The organism is Microvirga lenta (assembly GCF_020532555.1).
Lineage (GTDB): Bacteria > Pseudomonadota > Alphaproteobacteria > Rhizobiales > Beijerinckiaceae > Microvirga > Microvirga lenta.
In genome coordinates this window covers 22,323-45,902 of the sequence record NZ_JAJBBR010000004.1, presented here as the reverse complement: position 1 = coordinate 45,902, position 23,580 = coordinate 22,323, and the positions used below count along the sequence as shown (strand labels likewise).

The 23,580-nt window shown below is 67.0% G+C and carries 21 protein-coding genes; 13 read left to right on the top strand and 8 right to left on the bottom strand.

The features are described 5' to 3' along the window. Positions 1 to 128 precede the first annotated feature (128 nt). Positions 129 to 986, bottom strand: a complete 858-nt coding sequence (tesB, locus tag LGR44_RS05940) for an acyl-CoA thioesterase II (protein WP_226738296.1) — start codon at positions 984 to 986, stop codon at positions 129 to 131. A gap of 137 nt (positions 987 to 1,123) precedes the next feature. Here tesB and LGR44_RS05935 point away from each other — a divergent pair, with 137 nt between their 5' ends. From LGR44_RS05935 to LGR44_RS05925, 3 genes are all read left to right on the top strand, one after another. Continuing rightward, positions 1,124 to 2,380: a ubiquinone biosynthesis hydroxylase gene (locus LGR44_RS05935; protein WP_226738294.1), complete on the top strand. Its 1,257-nt coding sequence runs from the start codon at positions 1,124 to 1,126 to the stop codon at positions 2,378 to 2,380. A 191-nt stretch (positions 2,381 to 2,571) separates the two neighbouring features. After that, positions 2,572 to 4,443, top strand: a complete 1,872-nt coding sequence (locus LGR44_RS05930) for a PAS domain-containing sensor histidine kinase (protein ID WP_226738292.1) — start codon at positions 2,572 to 2,574, stop codon at positions 4,441 to 4,443. Positions 4,444 to 4,562: 119 nt separating this feature from the next. Beyond that, positions 4,563 to 6,692, top strand: coding sequence for a hypothetical protein (locus LGR44_RS05925; RefSeq protein WP_226738290.1), 2,130 nt, complete (start codon positions 4,563 to 4,565; stop codon positions 6,690 to 6,692). A 40-nt stretch (positions 6,693 to 6,732) separates the two neighbouring features. On the opposite strand, the gene LGR44_RS05920 is transcribed toward LGR44_RS05925, so the two are convergent. Beyond that, on the bottom strand, positions 6,733 to 7,440 hold the full coding sequence (locus LGR44_RS05920; protein WP_226738288.1) for an ArsR/SmtB family transcription factor: 708 nt from the start codon (positions 7,438 to 7,440) through the stop codon (positions 6,733 to 6,735). Positions 7,441 to 7,522: 82 nt separating this feature from the next. On the opposite strand from LGR44_RS05920, the gene LGR44_RS05915 reads away from it, so the two are divergent. Together LGR44_RS05915 and LGR44_RS05910 are read left to right on the top strand one after the other, a co-directional pair. Next, a complete protein-coding gene (locus LGR44_RS05915; RefSeq protein ID WP_226738286.1) occupies positions 7,523 to 7,852 on the top strand; it encodes an NIPSNAP family protein in 330 nt (109 codons plus the stop codon). Continuing rightward, positions 7,849 to 8,205 (top strand): antibiotic biosynthesis monooxygenase family protein, encoded by a 357-nt coding sequence (locus LGR44_RS05910; protein WP_226738284.1) that lies wholly within the window; start codon positions 7,849 to 7,851, stop codon positions 8,203 to 8,205. The genes LGR44_RS05915 and LGR44_RS05910 overlap by 4 nt, the downstream gene beginning before the upstream one ends. Positions 8,206 to 8,271: 66 nt before the next feature. Here the strand turns inward: LGR44_RS05910 and ppa are convergent, their stop codons facing one another. Then, positions 8,272 to 8,802 (bottom strand): inorganic diphosphatase, encoded by a 531-nt coding sequence (gene ppa / locus LGR44_RS05905; protein WP_226738282.1) that lies wholly within the window; start codon positions 8,800 to 8,802, stop codon positions 8,272 to 8,274. A gap of 180 nt (positions 8,803 to 8,982) precedes the next feature. After that, positions 8,983 to 9,489, bottom strand: coding sequence for a GNAT family N-acetyltransferase (locus tag LGR44_RS05900; protein ID WP_226738280.1), 507 nt, complete (start codon positions 9,487 to 9,489; stop codon positions 8,983 to 8,985). Between the two features lie 413 nt (positions 9,490 to 9,902). On the opposite strand from LGR44_RS05900, the gene LGR44_RS05895 reads away from it, so the two are divergent. Both LGR44_RS05895 and LGR44_RS21765 read left to right on the top strand, forming a co-directional pair. After that, the gene (locus LGR44_RS05895; RefSeq protein ID WP_226738278.1) at positions 9,903 to 11,723 is read left to right on the top strand and encodes a cadherin domain-containing protein; all 1,821 of its coding nucleotides are present in this window, start codon (positions 9,903 to 9,905) and stop codon (positions 11,721 to 11,723) included. 185 nt (positions 11,724 to 11,908) lie between these two features. Beyond that, positions 11,909 to 14,293 carry a hypothetical protein gene (locus tag LGR44_RS21765; RefSeq protein WP_264196368.1) on the top strand — a complete coding sequence of 795 codons (2,385 nt, stop codon included), beginning with the start codon at positions 11,909 to 11,911 and terminating at the stop codon, positions 14,291 to 14,293. Positions 14,294 to 14,391: 98 nt separating this feature from the next. Here LGR44_RS21765 and acnA read toward each other — a convergent pair whose 3' ends face one another. Continuing rightward, positions 14,392 to 17,097, bottom strand: coding sequence for an aconitate hydratase AcnA (acnA, locus tag LGR44_RS05880; protein WP_226738276.1), 2,706 nt, complete (start codon positions 17,095 to 17,097; stop codon positions 14,392 to 14,394). 219 nt (positions 17,098 to 17,316) lie between these two features. Between acnA and ccmA the strand changes: the two genes are divergently transcribed. Next, positions 17,317 to 17,949: a heme ABC exporter ATP-binding protein CcmA gene (gene ccmA / locus LGR44_RS05875; RefSeq protein WP_226738274.1), complete on the top strand. Its 633-nt coding sequence runs from the start codon at positions 17,317 to 17,319 to the stop codon at positions 17,947 to 17,949. Continuing rightward, on the top strand, positions 17,946 to 18,614 hold the full coding sequence (gene ccmB / locus LGR44_RS05870; protein ID WP_226738272.1) for a heme exporter protein CcmB: 669 nt from the start codon (positions 17,946 to 17,948) through the stop codon (positions 18,612 to 18,614). The genes ccmA and ccmB overlap by 4 nt, the downstream gene beginning before the upstream one ends. A gap of 5 nt (positions 18,615 to 18,619) precedes the next feature. On the opposite strand, the gene LGR44_RS05865 is transcribed toward ccmB, so the two are convergent. After that, positions 18,620 to 19,630, bottom strand: coding sequence for a M23 family metallopeptidase (locus LGR44_RS05865; protein WP_226738270.1), 1,011 nt, complete (start codon positions 19,628 to 19,630; stop codon positions 18,620 to 18,622). Positions 19,631 to 19,893: 263 nt separating this feature from the next. On the opposite strand from LGR44_RS05865, the gene LGR44_RS05860 reads away from it, so the two are divergent. From LGR44_RS05860 to LGR44_RS05850, 3 genes are read left to right on the top strand one after another with little or no spacing between them, the layout of a single operon-like run. Then, positions 19,894 to 20,634 (top strand): heme ABC transporter permease, encoded by a 741-nt coding sequence (locus LGR44_RS05860; RefSeq protein WP_226738268.1) that lies wholly within the window; start codon positions 19,894 to 19,896, stop codon positions 20,632 to 20,634. After that, positions 20,634 to 20,792 carry a heme exporter protein CcmD gene (gene ccmD / locus LGR44_RS05855; protein WP_226738266.1) on the top strand — a complete coding sequence of 53 codons (159 nt, stop codon included), beginning with the start codon at positions 20,634 to 20,636 and terminating at the stop codon, positions 20,790 to 20,792. The genes LGR44_RS05860 and ccmD overlap by 1 nt, the downstream gene beginning before the upstream one ends. Next, on the top strand, positions 20,785 to 21,363 hold the full coding sequence (locus LGR44_RS05850; protein WP_226738264.1) for a DsbE family thiol:disulfide interchange protein: 579 nt from the start codon (positions 20,785 to 20,787) through the stop codon (positions 21,361 to 21,363). The genes ccmD and LGR44_RS05850 overlap by 8 nt, the downstream gene beginning before the upstream one ends. Here the strand turns inward: LGR44_RS05850 and LGR44_RS05845 are convergent. Next, positions 21,329 to 21,817, bottom strand: coding sequence for a YaiI/YqxD family protein (locus LGR44_RS05845; RefSeq protein WP_226738262.1), 489 nt, complete (start codon positions 21,815 to 21,817; stop codon positions 21,329 to 21,331). The genes LGR44_RS05850 and LGR44_RS05845 overlap by 35 nt on opposite strands. 70 nt (positions 21,818 to 21,887) lie before the next feature. Between LGR44_RS05845 and LGR44_RS21930 the strand changes: the two genes are divergently transcribed. Next, positions 21,888 to 23,246, top strand: a complete 1,359-nt coding sequence (locus LGR44_RS21930) for an adenylate/guanylate cyclase domain-containing protein (protein ID WP_226738260.1) — start codon at positions 21,888 to 21,890, stop codon at positions 23,244 to 23,246. 24 nt (positions 23,247 to 23,270) lie between these two features. Here the strand turns inward: LGR44_RS21930 and LGR44_RS05835 are convergent, their stop codons facing one another. After that, positions 23,271 to 23,522, bottom strand: a complete 252-nt coding sequence (locus tag LGR44_RS05835; RefSeq protein ID WP_226738258.1) for a hypothetical protein — start codon at positions 23,520 to 23,522, stop codon at positions 23,271 to 23,273. Positions 23,523 to 23,580: the final 58 nt, after the last annotated feature.

Genomic DNA, 23,580 nt, shown 5'->3' with positions numbered 1-23,580 from the left:
GGGCGAAAGGAAGCAAGAAGCGTGCCAGCCCTTGCCGGCCCAAGCGGGTGCGGCCGGTGCCTCTTCGATAGGCACCAGTGAAATGGCGCGTCAGGAGCCGATTTGCTTAAAAAGTGGGCAGCAAGGCGTCAGCGACGTTCGCGGATCAGGCCTTCCTGGGCCACCGAGGCCACGAGGGTTCCGTCCTGGGCGAAGATCAGGCCGCGGGAGAAGCCGCGGGCGCCCGAGGCGTTCGGGGTGTCCTGGGCGTAGAGCAGCCATTCGTCGGCCCGGAAGGGCCGGTGGAGCCACAGCGCATGGTCGAGGCTCGCCGGCTGGATCGTCGGCTCGAACACCGTGCGGCCGTGCGGCACGAGGGCGGTGTCGAGGAGGGTCATGTCGGAGGCGTAGGCCAGCACGCATTGGTGGATGGCCGGGATGTCGGGCAGCCGCCCGGTGGTCTTGATCCAGACATGGAACTGCGGCGCCATGGGCTCCCGCGACATGTAGCGCTTCATCTCGACCGGGCGGATCTCGATCGGCCGCTCGCGGGCATAATAGGAGCGCATGGGCTCCGGCATCAGCGGCATGAGGTCGGCCTTCACCTCCTCCTCGCTGGGAAGCTCGTCCGGCCCGGGCACGTTCGGCATCGGTGCCTGATGGTCGAAGCCCTCCTCCTCCAGGTGGAAGGAGGCCGACATGGAGAAGATCGCCTGCCCATGCTGGATCGCCACCACCCGGCGGGTGGTGAAGCTGCGGCCGTCGCGGATGCGGTCGACCTCGTAGATGATCGGAACCTTGGGGTCGCCCGGCAGCATGAAATAGCCGTGCAGGGAATGGGGGTTGCGCCCCTCCACCGTGCGGCTCGCCGCCACCAGGGCCTGACCGATCACCTGTCCGCCGAAGACGCGCTGCCAGCCGCTCTTCGGGCTCTGCCCGCGGAACAGGTTGTGCTCGAGGGGTTCGAGGTCGAGGATCGAGAGGAGATCGGCAACGGCTTTGGACATGGATTCACGGTTCTCCCAAGGGAGCGCCATCCATCGGAGAGGATGCCGGTAACGTCAAGCTTGACGCTGGCGAATTGATCGCTGACACCATCCTGCGCCCTGGATCGTTTCATGATCAGTCGAGGAGGCCGGAAGCCATGAGCACCACGAGCCCACGCATCGTCATCGCCGGGGGCGGGCTGGCCGGGCTGTCGCTCGCCCTCGCCCTGAAGCAGGCGCTGGGCTCTGGCCTCGACGTGGTCATGTGCGACCCGGCCCTCAAGCGCGATCCGCACGGGGACAAGCGCGCCTATGCCATTGCCGCCGCCGCCCGGCGGATGCTCGAGGCCCTGAGGGTCTGGGACCAGGTGGCCGGAAGCGCCCAGCCCATGCTCGACATGGTGATCACCGACAGCCGCCTGCAGGACCCGGTCCGGCCGACCTTCCTGACCTTTTCCGGCGATGTGGGGGAGGGCGAGCCCTTCGCCCACATGGTGACGGCGGGCGACCTGACCGCCGCCCTGATCGAGGCCTGCAAGGCCGAGGGCGTCACCCTCAGACCCGAGGGCGTCAGGGGCTTCGCGATCCAGCCGGCGCGGATCGACGTGCTGCTGACGGGAGCGCAGGACAGCCTTCCGGCCGCCCTCCTGGTGGCCGCGGACGGGGCGCGCTCCACCTTGCGCGAGCAGGCGGGAATCGGCTGGATCTCCTGGCCCTACCGGCAGTCCGGAATCGTGGCGACGATCTCGCACGAGCGTGATCACGAGGGCCGGGCGGTGGAGCATTTCCTGCCCTCCGGCCCCTTCGCCATCCTGCCGCTCAAGGCGGAAACCCTGCCCGACGGCACCGTGAGGCACCGCTCCTCCATCGTCTGGACCGAACGCAACGACAATGTCCCGGCCCTGCTGGAGGCTCTTCCGGACGATCTCCTCGCGGAGCTGGAGAAGCGCTTCGGGCTGCAGCTCGGCCGGATCGCCTTCGAGACCAAGCCGCAGGCCTTTCCCCTGTCCTTCGGCGTCGCCCGCCGCTTCACGGCCGAGCGCATCGCCCTTCTGGGCGACGCGGCCCATGTGATCCATCCCATCGCGGGGCAGGGGCTCAATCTCGGCCTGCACGACGCGGCATCGCTCGCGGAGGTGGTCGCCGACGCCCTGCGGCTGGGCATGGATCCCGGCGGTGCGGACGTGCTCGACACCTACGAGCGCGCGCGCCGGGCCGACATCACCGCCATGGGCCTGATGACCGACGGCCTCAACCGGCTCTTCTCGAACGATATCCTGCCCGTCCGCCTGGTCCGCGACCTGGGGCTGGGCCTCGTCGACCGGATGCCGGGATTGAAGCGCTTCTTCATCCGCGAGGCGGCCGGCCTGACCGGCCGGGCGGCGCCGCGGCTTCTGAAAGGGGAGGCATTGTGAGCCGTCGGCGGAATTCCGCTGCGGCAAGCCTTGTCCGGTATCGCCGTGCAACCAGATGAGCTATCCGAAGATTGACCCCTCGTCCCTTATCGCGAGCACCTCGAAACCCGTGACGCAAACCCATTCCGCCGCAGGTTCGCCCGAGCCGAAACGCCCTTCCGGTCCTGAGGCCTCCCGCATCGAGGCCGCCGGTGCTCGCTGACCGCGTGGCCGAGAACCGCTCTTCGGGACGCGACTTCCTCGCAGGCGGCGGGGACATGGGCGCCCGCATGCGGGCGCACGACTGGTCGACCTCGCCGCTCGGGGAGCCGGAAACCTGGCCTCAATCCCTGCGCACCCTGGTGCGGCTGATGCTGAACGCCCAGCAGGCCATGTTCATCGCGTGGGGACCCGATCTCGCCTTCCTGTACAACGATGCCTATGCGCCGATCTTCGGAGCCAAGCATCCAGGTGCGCTGGGACGCCCCTTCGCCGAGGTCTGGTCCGACATCTGGGAGCAGATCCGCCCTCTCGTCGAGAGCACCCTTGCGGGCGAGGCGGTCGGGTACGAGGACCTGCTGATCCCGATGGAGCGGAACGGTTACCGGGAGGAGACCTACTTCACCTTCTCGTACACGCCGGTCCATGACGAGAGTGGCAGGGTCGCCGGCATGTTCTGCGCCGCCATGGAAACCACCGGCAAGGTCCTGGCGGAGCGCCGCATCGCCACGGAGCGCGAGCGCCTGCGCGAACTCTTCCATCAGGCCCCGGGCTTCATCGCCGTGCTGCGCGGCCCCGACCATGTCTTCGAGATCGCCAACGCCTCCTATTACCAGCTCATCGGCCACCGGGACATCATCGGCAGACCGGCGCTCGAAGCGCTGCCCGAGGTCGCGGACCAGGGGTTCAAGGAGCTTCTCGACAACGTTTACGAGAGCGGCGAGCCCTTCGTCGGGCGGGGCCTGCGGCTCTTTCTCCGCCGGGAGCCCGACAGCGAACCGGAAGAGCGCTTCGTCGACTTCGTCTATCAGCCCATCAGGGATGCCGAGGGAAAGGTGTCCGGCATCTTCGCCGAAGGCAGCGACGTGACCGAGGCGAAGCGGGCGGAGGCAGCCCTGAGGGAGAGCGAGACGCGGCTGCGCCTCGCCCTCGACGCCGGCCGCCTGGCCGCGTGGGAGAGCAACGCGGCCGAGGGCACGATCACCACCTCGCCGGAGCTGAACCGGCTTCTCGGCTTCCCGCCGGACTCCTCTCCGAGTCCGGAGGAAATCCGCGCGCGCTACTTTCCGGGCGACCGGGAGCGGATCGCCGCCGCCGCGCAGGCCGCCCTGGCCCGGGGCGAGCGCTTCGCCGAGGGCGAGCTGCGCATCATATGGCCCGACGGTTCCATCCGCTGGCTGCTCCTGCGGGCGGAGATCAAGTCCAGCCACGAGGGCAAGCTGGGACAGACCATCGGCGTGGCGCTCGACATCACCGAGCGCAAGCGGGCGGAGGAACACCAGAAGCTTCTCATCAACGAGCTGAACCACCGGGTGAAGAACACCCTGGCCACGGTTCAGTCCATCGCGGCGCAGACCCTGCGCAGCACCCAGGACCCGGACGAGGTCAGGTCGGCCCTGGAAGCCCGTCTCTTCGCCCTCTCGCGCGCCCACGACGTGCTCACCCGCGAGAACTGGGAAGGGGCGGGATTGCGGGAGATCGTGGTCCAGGCGATGGAGCCCTATGGCGGCGTCCGGGAGGACCGGCTGCGCATCGGCGGACCCGACGTCTGGCTCTCGCCGCGCATGGCGCTGGCGCTCGCCATGGCCCTGCAGGAACTCGCCACCAATGCGGTGAAGTACGGCGCCCTGTCCAACGAAACCGGCCGGATCGGCATCGAGTGGCAGGTCGTCCCCGGCGACGAGGCCCCCCGGCTCCGTCTCCAGTGGACGGAATCGGGCGGGCCGCCCGTCGCGGTCCCCAGGCGGCGCGGCTTCGGCACCCGCCTGATCGAACGCAGCCTCGCCCACGACCTCCACGGCGAGGTCCGGATCCACTTCCGGGACGGCGGCGTGGTCTGCACGGTGGACGCCCCGGTGGGGTAGGACGGGGCGGTCGGTCGCGACGACCGGCGCGCTTCCCTGCGGCAGGGAGATACTATCTTTTCTATACGTAATAACGTAATAGTGCGCCCATCGCGATGTCCTGATCTCGTAGGCGCCACATGACCAATACGTTTATCGACGACCAGACCACCCTCAATACCGGAATGCACGCCCTCCACGAAATGGCGGCGGCGTTGACCGGAACGACCCTCCTGGCACGGAGCCTGAACAGCGCCACGCTCGGCGGCATCAAGGCCGACGGGACGCAGCGCATCCTCGTGGCCTCGGGTTCCAGCATCCAGGCGCATCTCGCCGGAATCCATCTCCTGGGCAGCGCGAGCGGGGTCTACAACGACGGTACCATCTCGTCCGTCGCGGGAGCGGCGATCCTCCTGACGGGCGGAGGGTTGAGCTCCGTCACCAATCTCGGGACGGTCACGACCGCTGCCGTAGCGGCCGTCGCGGTCGCCGCCTCCACCTCGGCGTCGGACAAGTTGAACCTGTTCAATTCCGGCACCCTGACGGCCACGGCAGGGGCATTGGCAATCCAGGGTGGCTACGGAAACGACCGGATCGTCAATACCGGTACGATCGGCACGACCGCCGGAGCCACCGTCATCGACCTCAAGGACGGCAACGACTTCTACGAAGGAGCGCAAGGGACCGCGACGGGAATCATCAGGCTCGGCGCCGGCAACGACACCGCCTATGGCGGGCTGGCCTCGGAGGTGTTTTCCGGCGGCACCGGCAGCAACTACATGGATGGCGGCTCCGGAGGCGGCACCGATACGGTCGATTATTCCGATGCGACCGGCGGCATCACCGTCAATCTCGGCACCGACTCGACCCAGCGCATCTATGCCGACGTCTACGACGTGATTCTCAACATGGAGAACGTCATCGGGAGTATCCATAACGACAGTCTCACCGGCGACTTCTACAAGAACCACCTCAAGGGCGGCAACGGCGACGACACGCTCGAAGGTGGGCTCGGTGACGACACGCTCGAGGGCGGTGCCGGCAGCAATACCGCCAAATATACCGGCTCGGCCGCGGCGAACGTGAACCTGTCCCTGACAGGCGAGCAGGACACGACCGGCTACGGCAAGGACACCCTGATCGACATCGACAACCTCGAAGGCGGCTCCGGGGCCGACATCTTCACGGGCAACGACGACAACAACCGGCTCATCGGAAACAACGGCAACGATGCTCTTCGCGGCGGCGGCAGCGACACCCTGCAGGGCGGATCGGGCGACGACACGCTCGCCGGTGGCGCCGGCAACGACACCCTCGAAGGGGGAGCCGGCCGGAACACGGCGGAATTCTCCGGCGCAAGGGGCAATTACACCATCGTCAACAATGCCGATGGAACGGTGACCGTTACCGACAATACCGGCCAGGACGGGACCGATCAGCTCAAGGAGGTTCGCTTCGCCAAGTTCGCGGACCAGACCATTGCGCTCACCAATGGTGCGGCTTCGAACATTTCCCCGTCGATCTCGCCCATCAACTTCTCCGAGAGCAAGGCGGTCGGTTCGCAGGTCACGACGCTGTTCAGCTCCGACCCGGATGGGGACACGCTGACCTTCAGCCTCGTCACCGATGCGGGCGGGCTCTTCACCCTGGACGGAAACAAGCTGATTCTCGCGGGCGCGCTCGATTACGAGACCGCCACCAAGCACACCATCACGGTTAAGGTATCGGACGGCTTCGGCGGGGATTTCGCCAAGGACCTTACCATCAACGTGACCAACAGCACCACCGAGACGAACTCCCTCGTGAAGCGGGGCACCAATGCCTCCGAACAGGTGGTGGGCGAGAACGGCAACGACAAGCTCTACGGGCTCAACGGCAACGACGAAATCTTCGGGCAGGGCGGCGACGACACGCTCTGGGGCGGCAAAGGCAAGGACACGTTCATCGGCGGCGCCGGCAAGGATGTTTTCGTGCTCGACCAGAAGCCCAGCAAATCCAATCTCGACTGGATCTACGACTTCGATCCCAAGGAGGACACGATCCACTTGGCCAGAAAGGCGTTCTCGAAGATCGGCCGGAAGGGCGGCCTCAAGAAGGACGCCTTCATCGTCGGCGACCGGGTCAAGGACAAGGAGGACCGGATCATCTACCACAAGAAGGCCGGTGCCCTGTTCTACGATCCGGACGGAACCGGGTCCGCGAAGGCGGTCCAGTTCGCGACCATCGGCAAGAAGCTCGCCATCAAACACAGCGACTTCGACATCTTCTAGAGCGTCGCCCCGGCGAGGGGGTGCCGGTCCGCTCCCGGACTCACGCCAGGGAGCGCTCCGGCGAGTCCTCCGAGGTCAGGCGGAAGGCCTGGTTGAAGGCCGCCAGGCCGTCGCAGGTGAAGACGAGGGCGCGGCTCTCGTCGCGCCGGCCCCATTGCCGCTCGACCACGATCGAGAGAATGGTGGCGCCGAGCGCCCCGCCCAGATGCAGGCGGCGCTCGCTCCAGTCGAGGCAGGCCCGGCAGACCGGGCGGCGGCCCTTTTCCAGGCGCGCCACGTCGACGCCGAAGCACTGGAAGAACGCGCGGCCCTCCTCCGACAGGGCGAGCTCTGTCTCCCCCGTGACCAGACCCTGACGGGCGAGGCCGTTGAGCAGGGCGACGCCGCGTTCCCCGGCGAGGTGATCGTAGCAGACCCGGGCGGCGCGCAGCGCGGCGTCCTTCGGACCGGTGCGGACACGTATGGCGCCGGTGCGCTGGGCAAGGCCCATCAGCGCTTCCAGAACCTGCGCCACGTCCGGGCCCGAGAGACGGAAATAGCGGTGCCGCCCCTGCTTCTCCGCCGCGACCAGCCGGGCGGCCTCGAGCTTGGAGAGATGGCCACTCGCGGTCTGGATCGTGACGCCGGCCGCCTCCGCCAGCTCGCTCACGGTGAGCGCGCGCCCGTCCATGAGGGCGCCCAGCATGTTGGCGCGGGCGGGGTCGCCGAGCAGGGCGGCGACGGGGGCGATGGCGGGACCTTCCTTCATGCTTCGATCATAACCGAACCATGAGCGTCAGACAATCGGCTAGGTTGCCGCCTCCACCGACGCAAAAGCAAAGGAAGCCCCGATGATCACCTGTTTCATCCGCTACGAGATCGATCCGTTCAAGGTGGAGGCCTTCGAGGACTATGCCCGCAACTGGGGCGAGGCGATCCCGCGCTGCGGCGCCGACCTCATCGGCTATTTCGCTCCGCACGAGGGATCGAGCACCGTGGCCTACGGGGTCTACACCATCGCGAGCCTCGCCGAATACGAAGCCTATAAGGCGCGGCTGCGGGATGACCCGCAGGGCCGGGCGAATTATGATTTCGCCAAGCGGGAGCAGTTCATTCGCCGGGAGGACCGGATCTTCCTGCGCCTGGCCTCGGCACCGCACGGGAGGGTGATCCGTCCATGATGGCCGTCATTTTCGAGGTCTGGCCCGCACCGGGGCAGAAGGAGCGCTATCTCGACCTCGCCGCCGCCTTGAAGGAGGAGCTCGTGACCGTCGACGGCTTTCTCTCCATCGAGCGGTTCCAGAGCCTGAGCGAGCCGGACAAGCTCCTGTCCCTGTCGTTCTGGCGCGACGAGGAGGCGGTGCGGCGCTGGCGCAATTCCCCCGCCCACCGGATGACCCAGGGGGAGGGCCGCGGCGGCGTCTTTCGCGATTACCGCCTGCGGGTCGCGGCCGTGATGCGGGATTACGGCATGACCGAGCGCGCGCAGGCGCCGGCAGACAGCCGCTCGGCGCATGACGGGATCGTTCCCTGACTCAAAGAGAAAGGCCGGAGCGAGGGCTCCGGCCTTCGGGAGTTTTTAGGAGGGTGGGGCCAGGCCTCAGCCCTTCTTGGCGCGCTCGATGGCCTCGACGATCAGGCGCTTGGCCTCCTCGGCGTCGCCCCAGCGGATGATCTTGGCCCACTTGCCGGGCTCGAGATCCTTGTAGTGCTCGAAGAAGTGCTCGATCTGCTTGATCGTGATCTCGGGCAGGTCGGTATAGGTCTGCACCCGGTCGTAGCGCTGGGTCAGCTTCGGAGAAGGAACCGCGATGATCTTCTCGTCCTGGCCCCCGTCGTCCTCCATGACCAGCACGCCCACGGGGCGCACGTTCATGACCGCGCCCGGCACGATGGCGCGGGTGTTGGCGATCAGCACGTCGCAAGGGTCGCCGTCGCCCGAGAGGGTGTGAGGGATGAAGCCGTAATTTCCCGGGTAGCGCATGGCCGTGTAGAGGAAGCGGTCGACGAAGAGCGTGCCGGATTCCTTGTCCATTTCGTACTTGATCGGCTCGCCGCCGAGCGGCACCTCGATGACGACGTTCACGTCCTCCGGCGGGTTCTTTCCGATCTTGATCGCGTCGATGCGCATGTTGGGGTGTTCTCCGTGAGATACGGGGCTGGTGAGCTTGGACGCTTCACTAGAGGGTGATCGGCAAAAGGGGAAGCCGGTTTGCGCCGATCCCGGCCTGTTCTTTCGAAGGGGCGCGCGAGGTCGCCGCCGGACCCGTCGGGTCCGGCAATCGTCGCGAACGGCCGAAAGAAGGGCGCCCTACCGGAACAGGAAGGCCACCTTGGCCAGGGGGGCGCCGCCGATGCGCTCCTCGACCCGGGCGATGCCGCGCCCGCCCATGCCCTCGTAGAAGTCGCAGGCGCGCGCGTTCTCGGCGAGCGCCCAGACCACGATCCGGTTCATCTCCCGCGCCCTGAGGTCGTTGCACACGGCCTTGAACAGGCGCCTGCCCAAGCCCACGCCCTGGTATTCGGGCAGGAGATAGAGCTCGTCGATCTCCCCGTCCGCCGGCAGCGACCGGTCGCGGCAGCGGCCGTAAGAGGCGTAGCCCGCCACCCCCTGGCCGATGTCGAGCACCGCCAGCGGGCGCCCGCGCGTGACGGTGGAGCGCCACCAGCGCAGGCCCCGGCGCGACAGCATCTTTTCGAGGGTCACGCCCGGAATGATGCCCTGGTAGGCCTCGCGCCACGCGGCGTCGAACACCCGCGACAGCCCCTCGGCGTCATCGGGCTTGGCCTGGCGGATACTGACGAGAAGATCGCTCATGGTCTTGGCTTCGGGAGAAGGGAAGCAATGGGTTCGAGCATCCGCGCAAGGTGGTTAACGCGGCCTTAAACGACGCTCGTCTCACCCCCGTGAAAGCGTGGCTATTCAAGCAGAAACGGGAGCTGGAGGGAAATGGGTCGGAACGACGCGGGGCAATGATGTCAGCGTATGCGACGGCAGTATTCAGCTCTCTTCAAGAGTCACAATTCGTGAAGAGATATTTGCCTCAAGACGCGCCTCGCTCCGGACGTTTCCAATGTTGCCCCGTGTCTATGGTGCAACAGGCAGTTACCTCGCCCAGGAGCGTTCCCTGACCTGAAAGACATAAGGTCTTTTTTATAACGTTATATAGTGTTATTCCAGATGGGAATAGGCCTTTTCTGCACCAGATTTACCTTTCTAGGAACACTGCTATGGCGAACTATTACATCCACCAGATCAACTCGGTCCTAACAACCGCTGCAGACGACCATGCCTTGGAGATCGAAGGTAACGACACCTTAACTGTCGCCCAAGGCGGGTCGTTGAAGACCGAAGGCGCTAACGCGGTCGCCGTCATGCTAACGAGCGCTCCGACTGCCTCCGGGGCAATGACGAACATTAGCATCTTCGGGTCGGTCGAGGCACTTGCGGCCCGTGCTATCTACGCATCGTACGGCAATGCCAGCATCTATGTCGGATCCTCGGGCAGTGTCGTTGGTCGGGCTGCCATCCGGATGGGAGGAGCTGTCCTTGTCGCAAACGACGGAACAATCCGATCGACCACAGGCTTAACGCTTTTCCATGAAGGAGAAGGCAGCCTGACCCTCTTCAACAGCGGGCAGATCATTTCACAAATATCGGACGCAGATGCAGTTTCTGCCTCAAATGGTTCTGATGCCGTCACCAATTCAGGCTTGATCCAAGGTGATATAGACTTCCTGTTTGGCGATGACATTTATCGCGGCGAGCAGGGAACCCACGTCGGGTCCATTGACCTCGGCGAAGGCAATGACACGATCTACGGCGGAGCTGGCACAGAACGAATCATCGCTGGCTATGGGGACGATGTGATCGACGGCGGTGGCGGCGATGATGAACTGATCCTGCTGACCAACGTTGAGCACACCATCGATCTCCGAGTTAGCACGCCGCAGATTACGGGTCAGGGTCTCGACAGGATCCTCAACATTGAGAACCTGACAGGGAATATTCGCGGAGATACCTTCACCGGCAATGCTTCTGACAACACCTTCACGGGCAAGGGCGGCAACGACGTGTTGGACGGCGGCGGCGGGGTCAACACCGCCGTGTTCTCCGGTAACGAGGCGGACTACACCATCACCAACAGCAACGGCACCATCACCGTCGCTCACCGCAACAACGGCCAGGACGGCACCGACACCCTGACCAACATCCGCTTCGCCCGCTTCGAGGCCGAGAACAAGACCGTCGCGCTCATCAACAGCGCTCCCATCACTCTGGCGCTCTCCGGCGCCGCTGTGGTGGAGAACGCCGCCGACGCCCAGATCGGCCGGCTCTCGGCCACCGATGCGGACGGGGATGCGCTCACCTACTCCATCGAGACGGACGCGGACGGCGCCTTTGCCATCCGCGACGGCTATCTGGTCACCCGCCGCGCCCTCGACTTCGAGGCCAAGGCCCAGCACTCCGTCACCGTGAGGGTGAAGGACGCCTGGGGCGGCGAGGCCACGCAGAGCTTCACCGTCAGCGTCACGGACGTGGCGGATACCCCCACCGACCCGAACAACCCCGGCACTCCGAACAACCCCGGCAACCCCAATCCTCCGCTGCCGGTCGATCTGGTGCTGCGCGGCACCTCGCGCGGCAACCGGCTGACCGGTGGGGACGGCAACGACATGCTCTACGGCAAGAGCGGCAAGGACGTGCTGACGGGCGGCGCCGGCCAGGACAAGTTCGTGTTCGACACCAAGCCGAAGAAGAGCAACCTGGACACGATCCGCGACTTCGACGTGCGCCAGGACAGCCTGTACCTGGACAACAAGATCTTCAAGAAGCTGGGCAAGGGCTCGCTGTCCAAGCCGGGCAAGCTCAAGAGCAGCTACTTCAAGACCGGCAACGAGGCCAAGGACGGCAAAGATTACCTGATCTACAACCGCTCCAAGGGCGTGCTGTACTACGATCAGGACGGCTCCGGCTCCAAGGCCATGGTCGAGATCCTCAAGCTCTCCAACAAGGCCAGGATCACCAAAAGCGACATCTTCATCATCTGACGAAGGACATCCGGCATTCCCGAGGCCTCGCCGACCGGCGGGGCCTTTTCTCTGTCCGCCGCCGAAACCCGCCATGTGCGAGGTCGCACATGTAACAGGGTTGCCTTTGCCGCGCCGCGCCTTACCTCCCGTCCCGAAACAATATGTCAATAACATCTGTACTGGGGCGGGACAGGAATGAACGCATGGATCACGTCATCGAAGGCAGGCAAACCGAGCCCTTGGAGCTAGGAGCCAACGACACCGTCGACGTCAGTGCGAGCGGCCAGCTCATGACGACATCGACGGCGATCGTCGCCTTCCACAACAACGCTTCGATCAACATTCACGTCGCTGGAGCCGTGTCCGCCACCGGCACCACGAACGGTATACACGGGATCTATCTGATAGGGGCCGGGAACTACGCCATCTCGGTCGCAGCCGGCGCCTATATCTTCGGAAGCACCACAGGCATCTTGAGCCACGGCAATCTTTTCGTTTCCAACCACGGGATCATCGGATCCGACGGTAGCGCCATCCATAACTGTTTTTCCCTCGAACTCGAAAATTACGGCACCCTCGCCGGAGGAATCAGGGACGGACGGCTCGAGGGCGGCTGGCTCAAGGTGACGAACAAGGGACTCATCGACGGCAACGTGATGGGCACCAGGGGCGACGGCCGCATCGTGGATACGGGCGAGATCAAGGGTGAGCTGAGCGCCGTCAATCTCGCTGAAGGAAACGATTTCTACGACGGCCGCAACGGCACGGTGGTCGGCTGGATCGATCTCGGCCTCGGCCACGACACGGCTCACGGCGGTGCCGGAGCCGAGATCTTCGTCGGCGAGCAGGGCGAGGATGAGATCTTCGCCGGCGCCGGCGACGACAAGGTTGAAGGCGGTGCTGGCCACGACACGCTGCACGGTGACGCCGGTCTCGACGAGCTGCGCGGCGGTGACGGCAACGATACGCTCGTCGGCGGCGCAGACCGCGATACGATGTCGGGCGATGCCGGCAACGACCAGCTCCAGGGCGGCGAGGGAGACGATGTGCTGCAAGGAGACCTGAACGACGACGTGCTCGATGGCGGCCAAGGCGCCGACCGCCTGTCGGGCGGCTCCGGCTTCGACTTCGCCTACTACAATTCCGGCTCGGCCGTCGGCGTCGACGTCGATCTCGTGAGGGGCACCGGCCTCGGCGGCGAGGCCGAGGGAGACGTCCTGGCGTACATCGATGGCGTCTTCGGCTCGTATGGCGACGATAAGCTCAGTGGCGACGACAATGACAACGTGCTCAACGGCGGCGGCTCCGTTTTCGCACCGGGCGGCGCCGAGGACGGCGGCAACGACACCCTCAGGGGCCGCGGCGGAAACGACAAGCTGAACGGCGAGGGCGGCGACGACGTGCTCGACGGCGGTGCAGGGGCCGACACCCTGACGGGCGGACACGGCCATCGCGATTTCGCCTGGTACAACACCAGCGCCACCGGAGGCGTGACGGTCAACCTCGCCACCGGAACGGGCGCCGGCAACGAGGCGGAGGGGGACGTGCTCTCGGGCATCGAGGGCGTCTTCGGTTCGTATTTCGACGATCATCTGATCGGAAGCGATGGCGACAACGTGCTCAACGGCGGCGGCACGATCTTCGGCGCAGCCGACGATGGCGGCAACGACACGCTGGAGGGCCGCAAGGGCGACGACGATCTCAATGGTGCAGGCGGCGACGACCGGCTCCTTGGCGGCGACGGCAGCGACCTGCTCACCGGCGGCAAGGGTGACGACGTCATCGACGGCGGCACGGGAGCGAACACGGCGGTCTTCTCCGGCACGCTCGCGAACTACAGGGTCACGGCCAACGGCGACGGCAGCTATACGGTCGAGGATCTGCGCCAGGACCAGGACGGCACCGACACGGTCAGGAACGTGCAGTACGCCAAGTTCGGCCAGCAGACCTACACGATGGAACGGGCGGCCGCACCCAGGCAGCCCGAAGAACCCGGGACCCCCTCCGGACCGGAGAACCCGGGCACTCCGACCGCCCCCGTCCCCAATCCTCCGACGGTGCCGATCCCCGGCATTCCGGCGGCGCCCGGACCGGGCAAGGTCCTGTGGGGCACCCCGTGGCGCGACGTGCTGACAGGCGGGGGAGACAACGAGCAGATCCACGGCCTGGGAAGCAACGACAAGCTCAAGGGCGGCGCCGGCCACGACGTGCTCTGGGGCGGCAAGGGCAAGGATGTGCTCTATGGCGGCACCGGCCGGGACGTGTTCGTGTTCGACACCAAGCCGCACAAGCGCACCAACGTCGACAAGGTCAAGGACTACAAGACCAGGCACGACAGCATCTTCCTGGACAACAAGGTCTTCGAGAAGCTCGGCAGGAAGGGCAGCCCGGACGAGCCCGCCAAGCTGAGGAAGGCGTTCTTCACCATCGGCAGCGAGGCCGAGGACAGGAACGACTACGTGTTCTTCGACCGGAAGAAGGCCAAGCTCTACTACGACGTCGACGGCTCCGGCGCCAAGGCGGCGGTCGAGATCGCGAGCTTCAAGAAGGGCGTCAAGCTCAAGGCGAGCGAGTTCTTCGTCATCTGACGCGAGGGCAACGAAAGCCGGGGCGGCGAACCGCCCCGGCTCCCAGAATTTCACGCGCCCGCTCCTCGAACGGGGAGCGGGCGTTTTCGCGTCGCGTGTTACGCCGCGAGCTGGCGCAGGACGTACTGGAGAATGCCGCCGTTGCGGAAGTATTCCAGCTCGTCGAGCGTATCGATGCGGCAGACGATCGGCACGCGCTTCGTCGAGCCGTCCGCGGAGGTGATCTCCATCTCCATGCGCTGACGGGGCTTGAGGTCGCCCTCGATGCCGCGGATCGTCACGGTCTCGTCGCCCTTCAGGCCCAGCGACGCCCAGGAGGTGTCGCCCTCGAACACGAACGGGGCCACGCCCATGCCGACCAGGTTCGAGCGGTGGATGCGCTCGAAGCTCTCGGCGATGACGGCGCGGATCCCGAGGAGGTTCGTGCCCTTCGCGGCCCAGTCGCGGGACGAGCCGGTGCCGTATTCCTTGCCGGCCAGAACCACGAGCGGCACGCCCTCTTCCTGGTAGCGCATGGCGGCGTCGTAGATGAACATCCGCTCGCCGGACGGCTGGTGGATCGTGTAGCCGCCCTCGACCACGTGGCCGTTCTCGTCCCGAACCATCTGGTTCTTGATGCGGATGTTGGCGAAGGTGCCGCGCATCATGACCTCGTGGTTGCCGCGACGGGTGCCGTACTGGTTGAAGTCGGCCACCGCGACCTGGTGCGACTGCAGGTATTCACCGGCCGGCGACGAGGCCCGGATGTTGCCCGCGGGCGAGATGTGGTCGGTGGTGATGGAGTCGCCGAAGAGACCCAGGACGCGCGCATTGACGATGTCCTTGACCGGCTTCGGCTCCTTGGTCATGCCCTCGAAATAGGGCGGGTTCTGCACGTAGGTCGAACCCATGTCCCACTCGAAGGTCAGGCCGCCCGTGACCTCGACGCCGCGCCAGCGCTCGTCGCCCGAGAACACGTCCGCATAGCGGGAGCTGAAGAGCTCGCTCGTGACCGTGCGGTCGATGAAGTCCTGGATCTCCGACGAGGTCGGCCAGATGTCGCGCAGGTAGACGGGCTGGCCGTCCGAGCCGGTGCCCAGCGGATCGTTGGCGAGGTCCACCAGCATGGAGCCGGCGAGTGCATAGGCCACCACGAGGGGCGGGGAGGCGAGGTAGTTCGCCCGCACGTCCGGGTTCACGCGGCCCTCGAAGTTGCGGTTGCCGGAGAGCACCGAGCAGACCACGAGGTCGTTGTCGTTGACGGCCTTCGACACCTCCGGGATCAGCGGTCCGGAATTGCCGATGCACGAGCCGCAGCCGAAGCCCACCAGGTTGAAGCCCAGGGCGTCGAGGTCCTCCTGCAGGCCGGCCTTGGCGAAGTACTCGGCCACCACCTGCGAGCCCGGCGCCGTCGAGGTCTTCACCCACGGCTTGGGCTTCAGGCCCTTGCGGTTGGCGTTGCGGGCGAGCAGCGCCGCGCCGATCATCACGCTCGGGTTCGAGGTGTTGGTGCAGGAGGTGATGGCCGCCAGCACCACGTCCCCGTGACCGAGGTCGTAGTTGGTGCCCTCCACCTTGCGGCGCTGGCCGAGCTCGGCGGCCTTGCGGAACTCCGCGTCCATGGCCTTGGTGAAGGCCTCCTTGGCGTCGCTCAGGAGCACCCGGTCCTGCGGGCGCTTCGGACCCGCCAGGGAGGGCTGCACGTCGGCGAGGTCGAGTTCGAGGGTGTCGGTGAAGACGGGATCGGCCATGTCGGCGGTGAGCCACATCCCCTGCGCCTTGGCATAGGCCTCGACGAGGGCGATGCGCTCGGCCGTGCGGCTCGTGGTGCGCAGGTACTGCACGGTCTTCTGGTCGATGGGGAAGAAGCCGCAGGTGGCGCCGTATTCCGGGGCCATGTTGCCGATGGTGGCGCGGTCGGCCACGGGCATGTCGGTGAGGCCGGGGCCGTAGAACTCCACGAACTTGCCGACCACGCCCTTCTTGCGCAGCATCTGGGTGACGGTGAGCACCAGGTCGGTGGCGGTCACGCCCTCACGGAGCTTGCCGGTGAGCTTGAAGCCGATGACCTCGGGGATGAGCATGGAGATCGGCTGGCCGAGCATGGCGGCCTCCGCCTCGATGCCGCCCACGCCCCAGCCGAGAACGGCGAGGCCGTTCACCATGGTGGTGTGCGAATCGGTGCCGACCAGGGTGTCGGGATAGGCGACCTCCTCGCCGTCGGCCGTGTCCTTGCGGGTCCAGACCGTCTGCGATAGGAATTCCAGGTTCACCTGGTGGCAGATGCCGGTGCCGGGAGGCACCACGGAGAAGTTCGCGAAGGCGGTCTGGCCCCACTTCAGGAAGCGGTAGCGCTCCATGTTGCGCTGGTATTCCAGCTCCACGTTGCGGGCCATCGCCAGCGGGGTGCCGAACTCGTCGGTCACGAAGGAGTGGTCGATCACCAGATCGACGGGCACCTGCGGGTTGATCAGGCGCGGGTCGCCGCCGAGGCTCTTCATGGCGTCGCGCATGGCCGCGAGGTCGACGACCGCCGGCACGCCGGTGAAGTCCTGCATCAGGACGCGGGCCGGGCGGTAGGCGATTTCCTTCTCGGCCTTGCCGCGGTTGTCGAGCCACTCGGCGACGGCCTGGATGTCGGCCTTGGTGACCGTGCGGCCGTCCTCGTAGCGGAGCAGGTTCTCGAGCAGCACCTTCATGGAGAAGGGCAGCTTGGAGATGCCCTCGAGGCCGTTCTTCTCGGCCTCGGCGAGGGAGTAATAGGTGTAGGTCTTGTCACCCACCTGGAGAGTCTGGCGGGCATTGAAGCTGTTGGTGAGCGTCACGGCGAATCCTCGCGTGCATTTGGGTTACGAACATGTGTTCGGCCGAAAGCGCGATAAGCGCGCGCCGCTCCGGGGGCGCCCGGACAGGGGAGAAGCGCGCGAGACGGATTGGACGCCTTGGCGCGCGGCGCAGCCAAGGGGTGCTATAGATCATTTCGAACGACCCCGCTACACGGTTTAGAACCATTCTGGGGTGCGTCTGGGGCAGGGGTCGGGGTTTTGCGTCTGGAAGTCGAGGATTTGGCCTGCAATCGAGGGGAGCGCCGCATCTTCAGCGGGATCTCCTTTTCCCTCTCGCCGGGGGCGGCCCTGCTGGTCACCGGCCGGAACGGGGCCGGAAAGTCGACGCTCCTCGACCTGCTCGCCGGGCGCCTCCATCCGGCGGCCGGCCGGGTCGCGCTCTCCGAGGCCGGCGAGCGGACCCTGCCCGAATGCCTGCACTACGTGGGCCACCGGGACGCCCTGAAGAGCGCCCTGACGGCGCAGGAAAACCTCGATTTCGCCCGCGATTTCCTGGGCGATCCGGCCCTCGAATCCCGGGACGCGCTGGCGGTCGTGGGCCTGTCGCACGCGGCGCGGCTGCCGGTGGCCTATCTCTCCGCCGGCCAGCGCCGCCGCATCGCCCTCGCCCGCCTGCTCGTGGCGCACCGGCCGCTCTGGCTCCTGGACGAGCCCACCTCGGCCCTCGATACCGCCTCCCAGGCCATGCTCATGAGGCTCATGGAGGAGCATAGGGACCGGGGCGGCATGGTCGTCGCCACCACCCACGCGCCGCTGGCGCTGCGGGACGCGAAGGAGGTCCGGATCGAGCGCGCCGCACCCCCGCCCGCGCCCGGGGAGGAGAGCCCGTGATTCGCTCCTTCAAGGCCCTGCTGATCCGCGACCTCAAGCTCGCGGCCCGCGTCGGCGGGTCGGGCATGATGGGGCTGATCTTCTTTCTCGCCATCGTGACCCTGATCCCCTTCGCGCTCGGTCCCGACCTCAACCTCCTGTCGCGGATCGGCCCGGCGATCCTCTGGATCGCGGCCCTGCTCGCGACCCTGATCGGCCTCGACCGCCTGTTCCAGGCCGACCAGGAGGACGGCTCCCTCGACCTGCTGCGTCTCGCGCCGGTGCCGCTGGAGGTGGTGGTCTTCGCCAAGGTGGCGGCCCATTGGCTCGTCACCGGCCTGCCGCTGGCCCTGGCGGCGCCCCTGCTCGGGCTCCTCGTGGCGCTTTCGCCCGAAGGGATGCTCGCCATGGTGGCGACGCTGCTGGTCGGCACGCCCGCGCTCACTTTCATCGGGGCGGTCGGGGCGGCGCTCACCGCCTCGCTGCGGCGCGGCGGGCTGATCCTGGCGATCCTGGTCCTGCCCTTCATGATCCCGACCCTGATCTTCGGGGTCTCGGCCGCCAACGCGGCCGTGGGCGGCACGGTGCCCTTCGCGACCCCGTTCCTGATCCTCGCGGCGCTTTCCCTTTTCTCCGCCGTGGTGGGAATCGTGGGCGCGGCGGCGGCGCTCCGGTCGGGGGAGTGACGGGATCAGCGCGTCACCGCCACCTCGAAGACCTTCTCGATCGCGGGTTTCCCGTCCCGCATGACCCGGTACATGGCCCGGTAGCGTCCCGGACGGAAGCCGCCGGCGGGCTGCTTCTTGCCGGCGAACATCATCCACTGTGCCTTGTCCCGGTCGAGGGGCGGGGCCTTGTTCTCGGCCAGGGTGTTTCCGTCCGGACCGAACAGGGTCAGGACCTGCTCGTCGCCGCCCCGGAGGCCGATGGCGCGCGCGAAGGCCACGAGGGCGGGCGCGTCGGGGGTGATCTTTTCGCGGCCCGCCTCGCCGGCCTCAATCTGCGCCATCTTCACGGGGCCGGTGGCGAAGCCCGTGTTGAGCACGCTGCCGGCCTGGTAGGCGAGGGCCTGCCTCAGGGACGGTTCCCACAGGGAGGCGCCGCCGCCGCAGGACTTCTCCGGCGCCCCATAGGCGAAGGGATCGACCACCTGGCCGTCCTTTCGCACCGTCAAATGGAGGTGCGGAAACTCGGTCATGCCCGACAGGCCGATCCGGCCGAGGCGCTGGCCCGCGGCGACCATGTCGCCGGGCTTCACCGCGAGGCTGCCCCTGGCCATGTGGCAGTACTGGGTCTCCCAGCCCTGGCCGTGGTCGATCAGCAATCCGTTGCCGCATTCAAGGTTCTGCACGCTCTCGCGCCCGCGCCCCGTGATGGAGACGTCCTCCATCCCGTCGCGCACCCGCAGCACCTTGCCGCCGGCGGCGGCGAGCACGTCGACGCCCGCCTCCTGCGCCGCGAGGGTCGGCACCCGGAAGTCGGTTCCCGTATGGCCCGCATAGGTGAGCGTGCCGCACTGGTAATCCTGCACGGCGGGGGAGGGGTCCCGGTCAACGTAGTGCTGGATGAAGCAGGTGACGCCGATCTCGCAATCGACCGGCAGACGCAGGGTCACGGTCTGCGCCGCGGCGGGGCCGGCGAGGAGAAGGGCGGCGAGGCCGAGAAGGGTCTGGGCACGTGGAAGTCGGGCACTCGGGCGCATGATCGCTCCACAGCAGGGGATGCGAAACCATAGCCCGGGGAGAGTGGCGAATTGAAGATCGGCGAAAGTCCCGGAAAAAGGCCCGTGGCCCTAGGGCCAAGGTCCGACTCCCGCGGCGGGGGCGGTGTGGCCCTCTACGCATAATCCCGGATTGCGCGCCCGCTCCAAGGGTGACAAGGAGACACCGATCTTAGCGAAATCGTTATGCTCCATGCGGCGTCCCATGCGTTGCAGGTGCCGTCGAAGACCGTTACATCGAGCCGATGATCCGTGAACTCGCCAATCCGACCCGCTTCATGAGCCTCAGCGGCCGGCTGCTGCCGTGGGTCGCGGGCCTGGCCACGCTTCTGCTGGTCGCGGGCCTCTACATGGTCTGGTTCCAGGCCCCGGCGGACTACCAGCAGGGCGAGACGGTCAAGATCATGTATCTCCACGTCCCGGCGGCGTGGCTGTCCCTGTTCTTCTACGTGATCATGACGAGCTCGGCGCTGGGCACCCTGGTCTGGCGCCATCCGCTCGCGGACGTGTCGCAGAAGGCCGCAGCGCCCATCGGGGCCGCCTTCACGCTGATCTGCCTGGTGACCGGCTCGCTCTGGGGCAAGCCCATGTGGGGCACCTACTGGCAGTGGGATGCGCGACTCACCTCCATGCTGGTGATGCTGCTCATCTATCTCGGGATCCTCGCCCTGTGGCGCGCCATCGAGGAGCCGAACCGGGCCGCCAGGGCGGTGTCGATCCTCACCCTCGTGGGCGCCGTCAACGTGCCGATCGTGAAGTTCTCCGTCGATTGGTGGAACACCCTGCACCAGCCGGCCTCCGTGTTCCGCCTCGGCGGCCCGACGATCCACACCTCCATGCTGATCCCCCTGCTCGTAATGGCGGTGGCCTTCACCCTGGTCGGCGTGGCCCTGCACCTGGCCGGCATGCGCACGGAGATCCTGCGCCGCCGGGTCCGCACGCTCACCATCCTCGAGGCCGAGCGCCTCGACGCACAGGCCGCCTGATGAGCCAGCACGCCTTCTTCATTCTCTCCTCCTATGCGGTCACGGGTCTGGTGATGGCCGGGCTGATCGTCCGCGCCGTCCTCGATCACCGCGCCCAGACCCGGGCGCTCGCCGAGCTCGAGGCGCGGGGCATCGGCCGGAGGTCGCGCCGTGGCTGAGGCAACACAGGCGCGGTCGCGCGGCCGTCTTCTCTTCCTGCTGCCCGTCGCCGTCTTCGCGGTGCTGGCCGGGCTTTTCCTGGTGCGCCTCGGGGGCGAGGATCCGTCCAGGCTGCCTTCCGCCCTCATCAACAAGCCGGTGCCTGTCTTCTCGCTTCCGCCGCTGGAGGGCCTGACGGCCAACGGCCAGCCGGTGCCGGGGCTCTCGAACGAGGACCTGAAGGGCCGGGTCACGGTGGTGAACGTGTGGGCTTCCTGGTGCGCCCCCTGCCGCCAGGAGCATCCGCTCCTCGTCGACCTCGCCAAGGACCCGTCGATCCGCGTGGTGGGCATCAACCAGAAGGACGATCCCGACAACGCCCGCCGCTTCCTCGGCTCCCTCGGCAATCCCTATGCGGCGGTCGGGACCGACAGGAACGGGCGCGCCTCCATCGACTGGGGCGTCTACGGCGTGCCGGAAACCTTCATCGTCGGCCCGGACGGCACGATCCGCCACAAGCATATCGGGCCGCTCACGCCGGAGAACATCGAGGGCTTCAAGGCGCGCCTGAGGGAAATCCCGCGCGCTTGAGGCGCACGATCGCCAGGTCCAGCGCCGAGAGGAAGGCCGAGCGGTCCTTCGCCGAAAACGGCTTCGGTCCGCCTGTGACGTCGCCCATGGCGCGCAGGTCCTCCATCAGGTTGCGGGTGGCGAGCGCCATGCCGATGGAGGCCTCCGTGAAGGGTTTTCCCGTGGGGCCGATCACGTCGGCCCCCGCGCTCACGCAGCGGTGGGCCAGGGGAATGTCCGCGGTGATCACCACGGCGCCGCGCCGGGCCCGCTCGGCGATCCAGTCGTCGGCCGCATCGAAGCCGGAACTCACGATCACGCGCTCGACCAGGGGATCGTTCGGCACCGTGAGGAAGCTGTTGGCGACCACCCAGACCTTGACCCGGTGACGTTCGGCGACGCGGTAGATCTCGGCCTTCACCGGGCAGGCATCGGCGTCCACGAAGATTTCAATGGCTTGAGGCGTCGCGGTCATCGATATTACATCTTTCCGGCGCGGGGTTCGTCCCGCCTTCCTTAAACCGGCTCCAACGCGAAAAGAACCCGTGCTCCGCCCCCGCCTGTCGACCGCCCTGACGTCGATCCGCCAATTGCGGTCGAAATACCTGATCAGCGACGCCACGCACCGCCTCATCCGCGAGGCGGACGTGGCGGCCCTTCGGCGCGCCGGTCAGGCCCGACTCGCCATCGCGGCCATTCTGTTCCTGGCCGTTCTGGCGGTGCAGCTCAGCGACACGATCACCAGCCCCTTCGCGCTCAAGCAGATCCATACCGCGGAGGCCGCCCTTCTGGTGTTCGGCGCGGTCGGATGCGCCACCACCTGGATGGCGTCCCGGCGCATCCTCGTCGACCGGTTGCCGGCCATCACGGCGAGTCTCGACGCCCTGCTGATTCTCGGCACGCTGGCGTTCAACCGCTGGAGCTTAGGCATTCCCGGCAACCTCTTCGCCGTATATCCGGTGGTCTGGGTGATGCCCATCATCATGGCGGCGACCGCGATCCACTACCAGCCGCGGCTCCAGGCCTTCGTGGGCGCGGTCTACGTGGTGGGGCTGTCGCTCATCATCTTTTCCGGGGACGAGCCCAGCCCGGAGGAACTGCGGCAGCACCTGTTCGGAATGCTGGGGGCCTTCACCTGGCAGACCAACATGGTGCGCATCGTCATGGTGCTGACCGTGTCGCTGATCCTGTTCCTCGTGGTGCGCCAGGGCCGGCTCATGCTGGAGCGGGCGGTGCGCGAGACGACGCTGCGCCTCAACCTCACGCGCTACCTGCCGCGCGAGCTCGCCCCCATCCTGTCCGAGCGGGCCTTCGAGACCCTGCGGACCGGGCGGCGCATCCCGGTGACGCTCATGTTCGTGGACATCCGCGCCTCCTCCGGCTTCGGCGAGACCATGGACCCGACGCAGCTCGCGGTGTTCATCACCTCGTTCCGCCGCCGGGTGCTGCAGGCCGCCGCCCAGCATGGCGGCCTCATCGACAAGTTCACCGGCGACGGCGCCCTCATCCTGTTCGGCGTTCCCACGGAAAAGCCCGACGACACCTCCCGCGCGCTCGCCTGCGGCCGCACGCTTCTCGACCTCATCGACCGCTGGAACGCCAAGCGCAACTTCGATCCGCCGGTGCGGATCGGCATCGGCATCCACCGGGGCGAGGTGTTCTGCGGGGTGGTGGGCGACGAGGACCGGCTCGAGTTCACGGTGCTGGGCGAGACCGTCAACACGGCGGCGCGCATCGAGCAGGCGACGAAATCCGCCAATTGCGACCTTCTCGCCTCCTGGGACGCCATCGAGGCGGCGGGCGAGGACGGGCTCTGGGCGCCGGTGGAGCACGAGCCCCTGCGCGGCGTCACCCGCAAGATCGTGCTGATGCGGCCCAACCCCAATCCGTCCAAGGCGGCCTGAGGAAGCGCGGCGCCCCGGCGCCGATCAGCCGAGATCCGGCGCGGGACCGGCCGCCTTCTCGGCGAGCTTTTTGGCCATCTGCCGCACCGCGTCCTCGTCGTAACCGGAGGACGCGCCCTGCGCGGGCTCCTCGTGCCGGGGCTCGACGCCGCCTGAGCCCTTGGGATCGGATCCTTTGGGCGCGAAGACGTATTGGGCGCCCGTCGGGGTGAAGGTCACGACGATCTGTCCGTCCTTCTGCTCCAGGCGAAAATCGTCGGTCTTGGGATCGCTCATGGGTGAATCCGCCTCCCTCCGGTCGAGCTGAACACGCATTGCGGGCTCAACAGGAGGG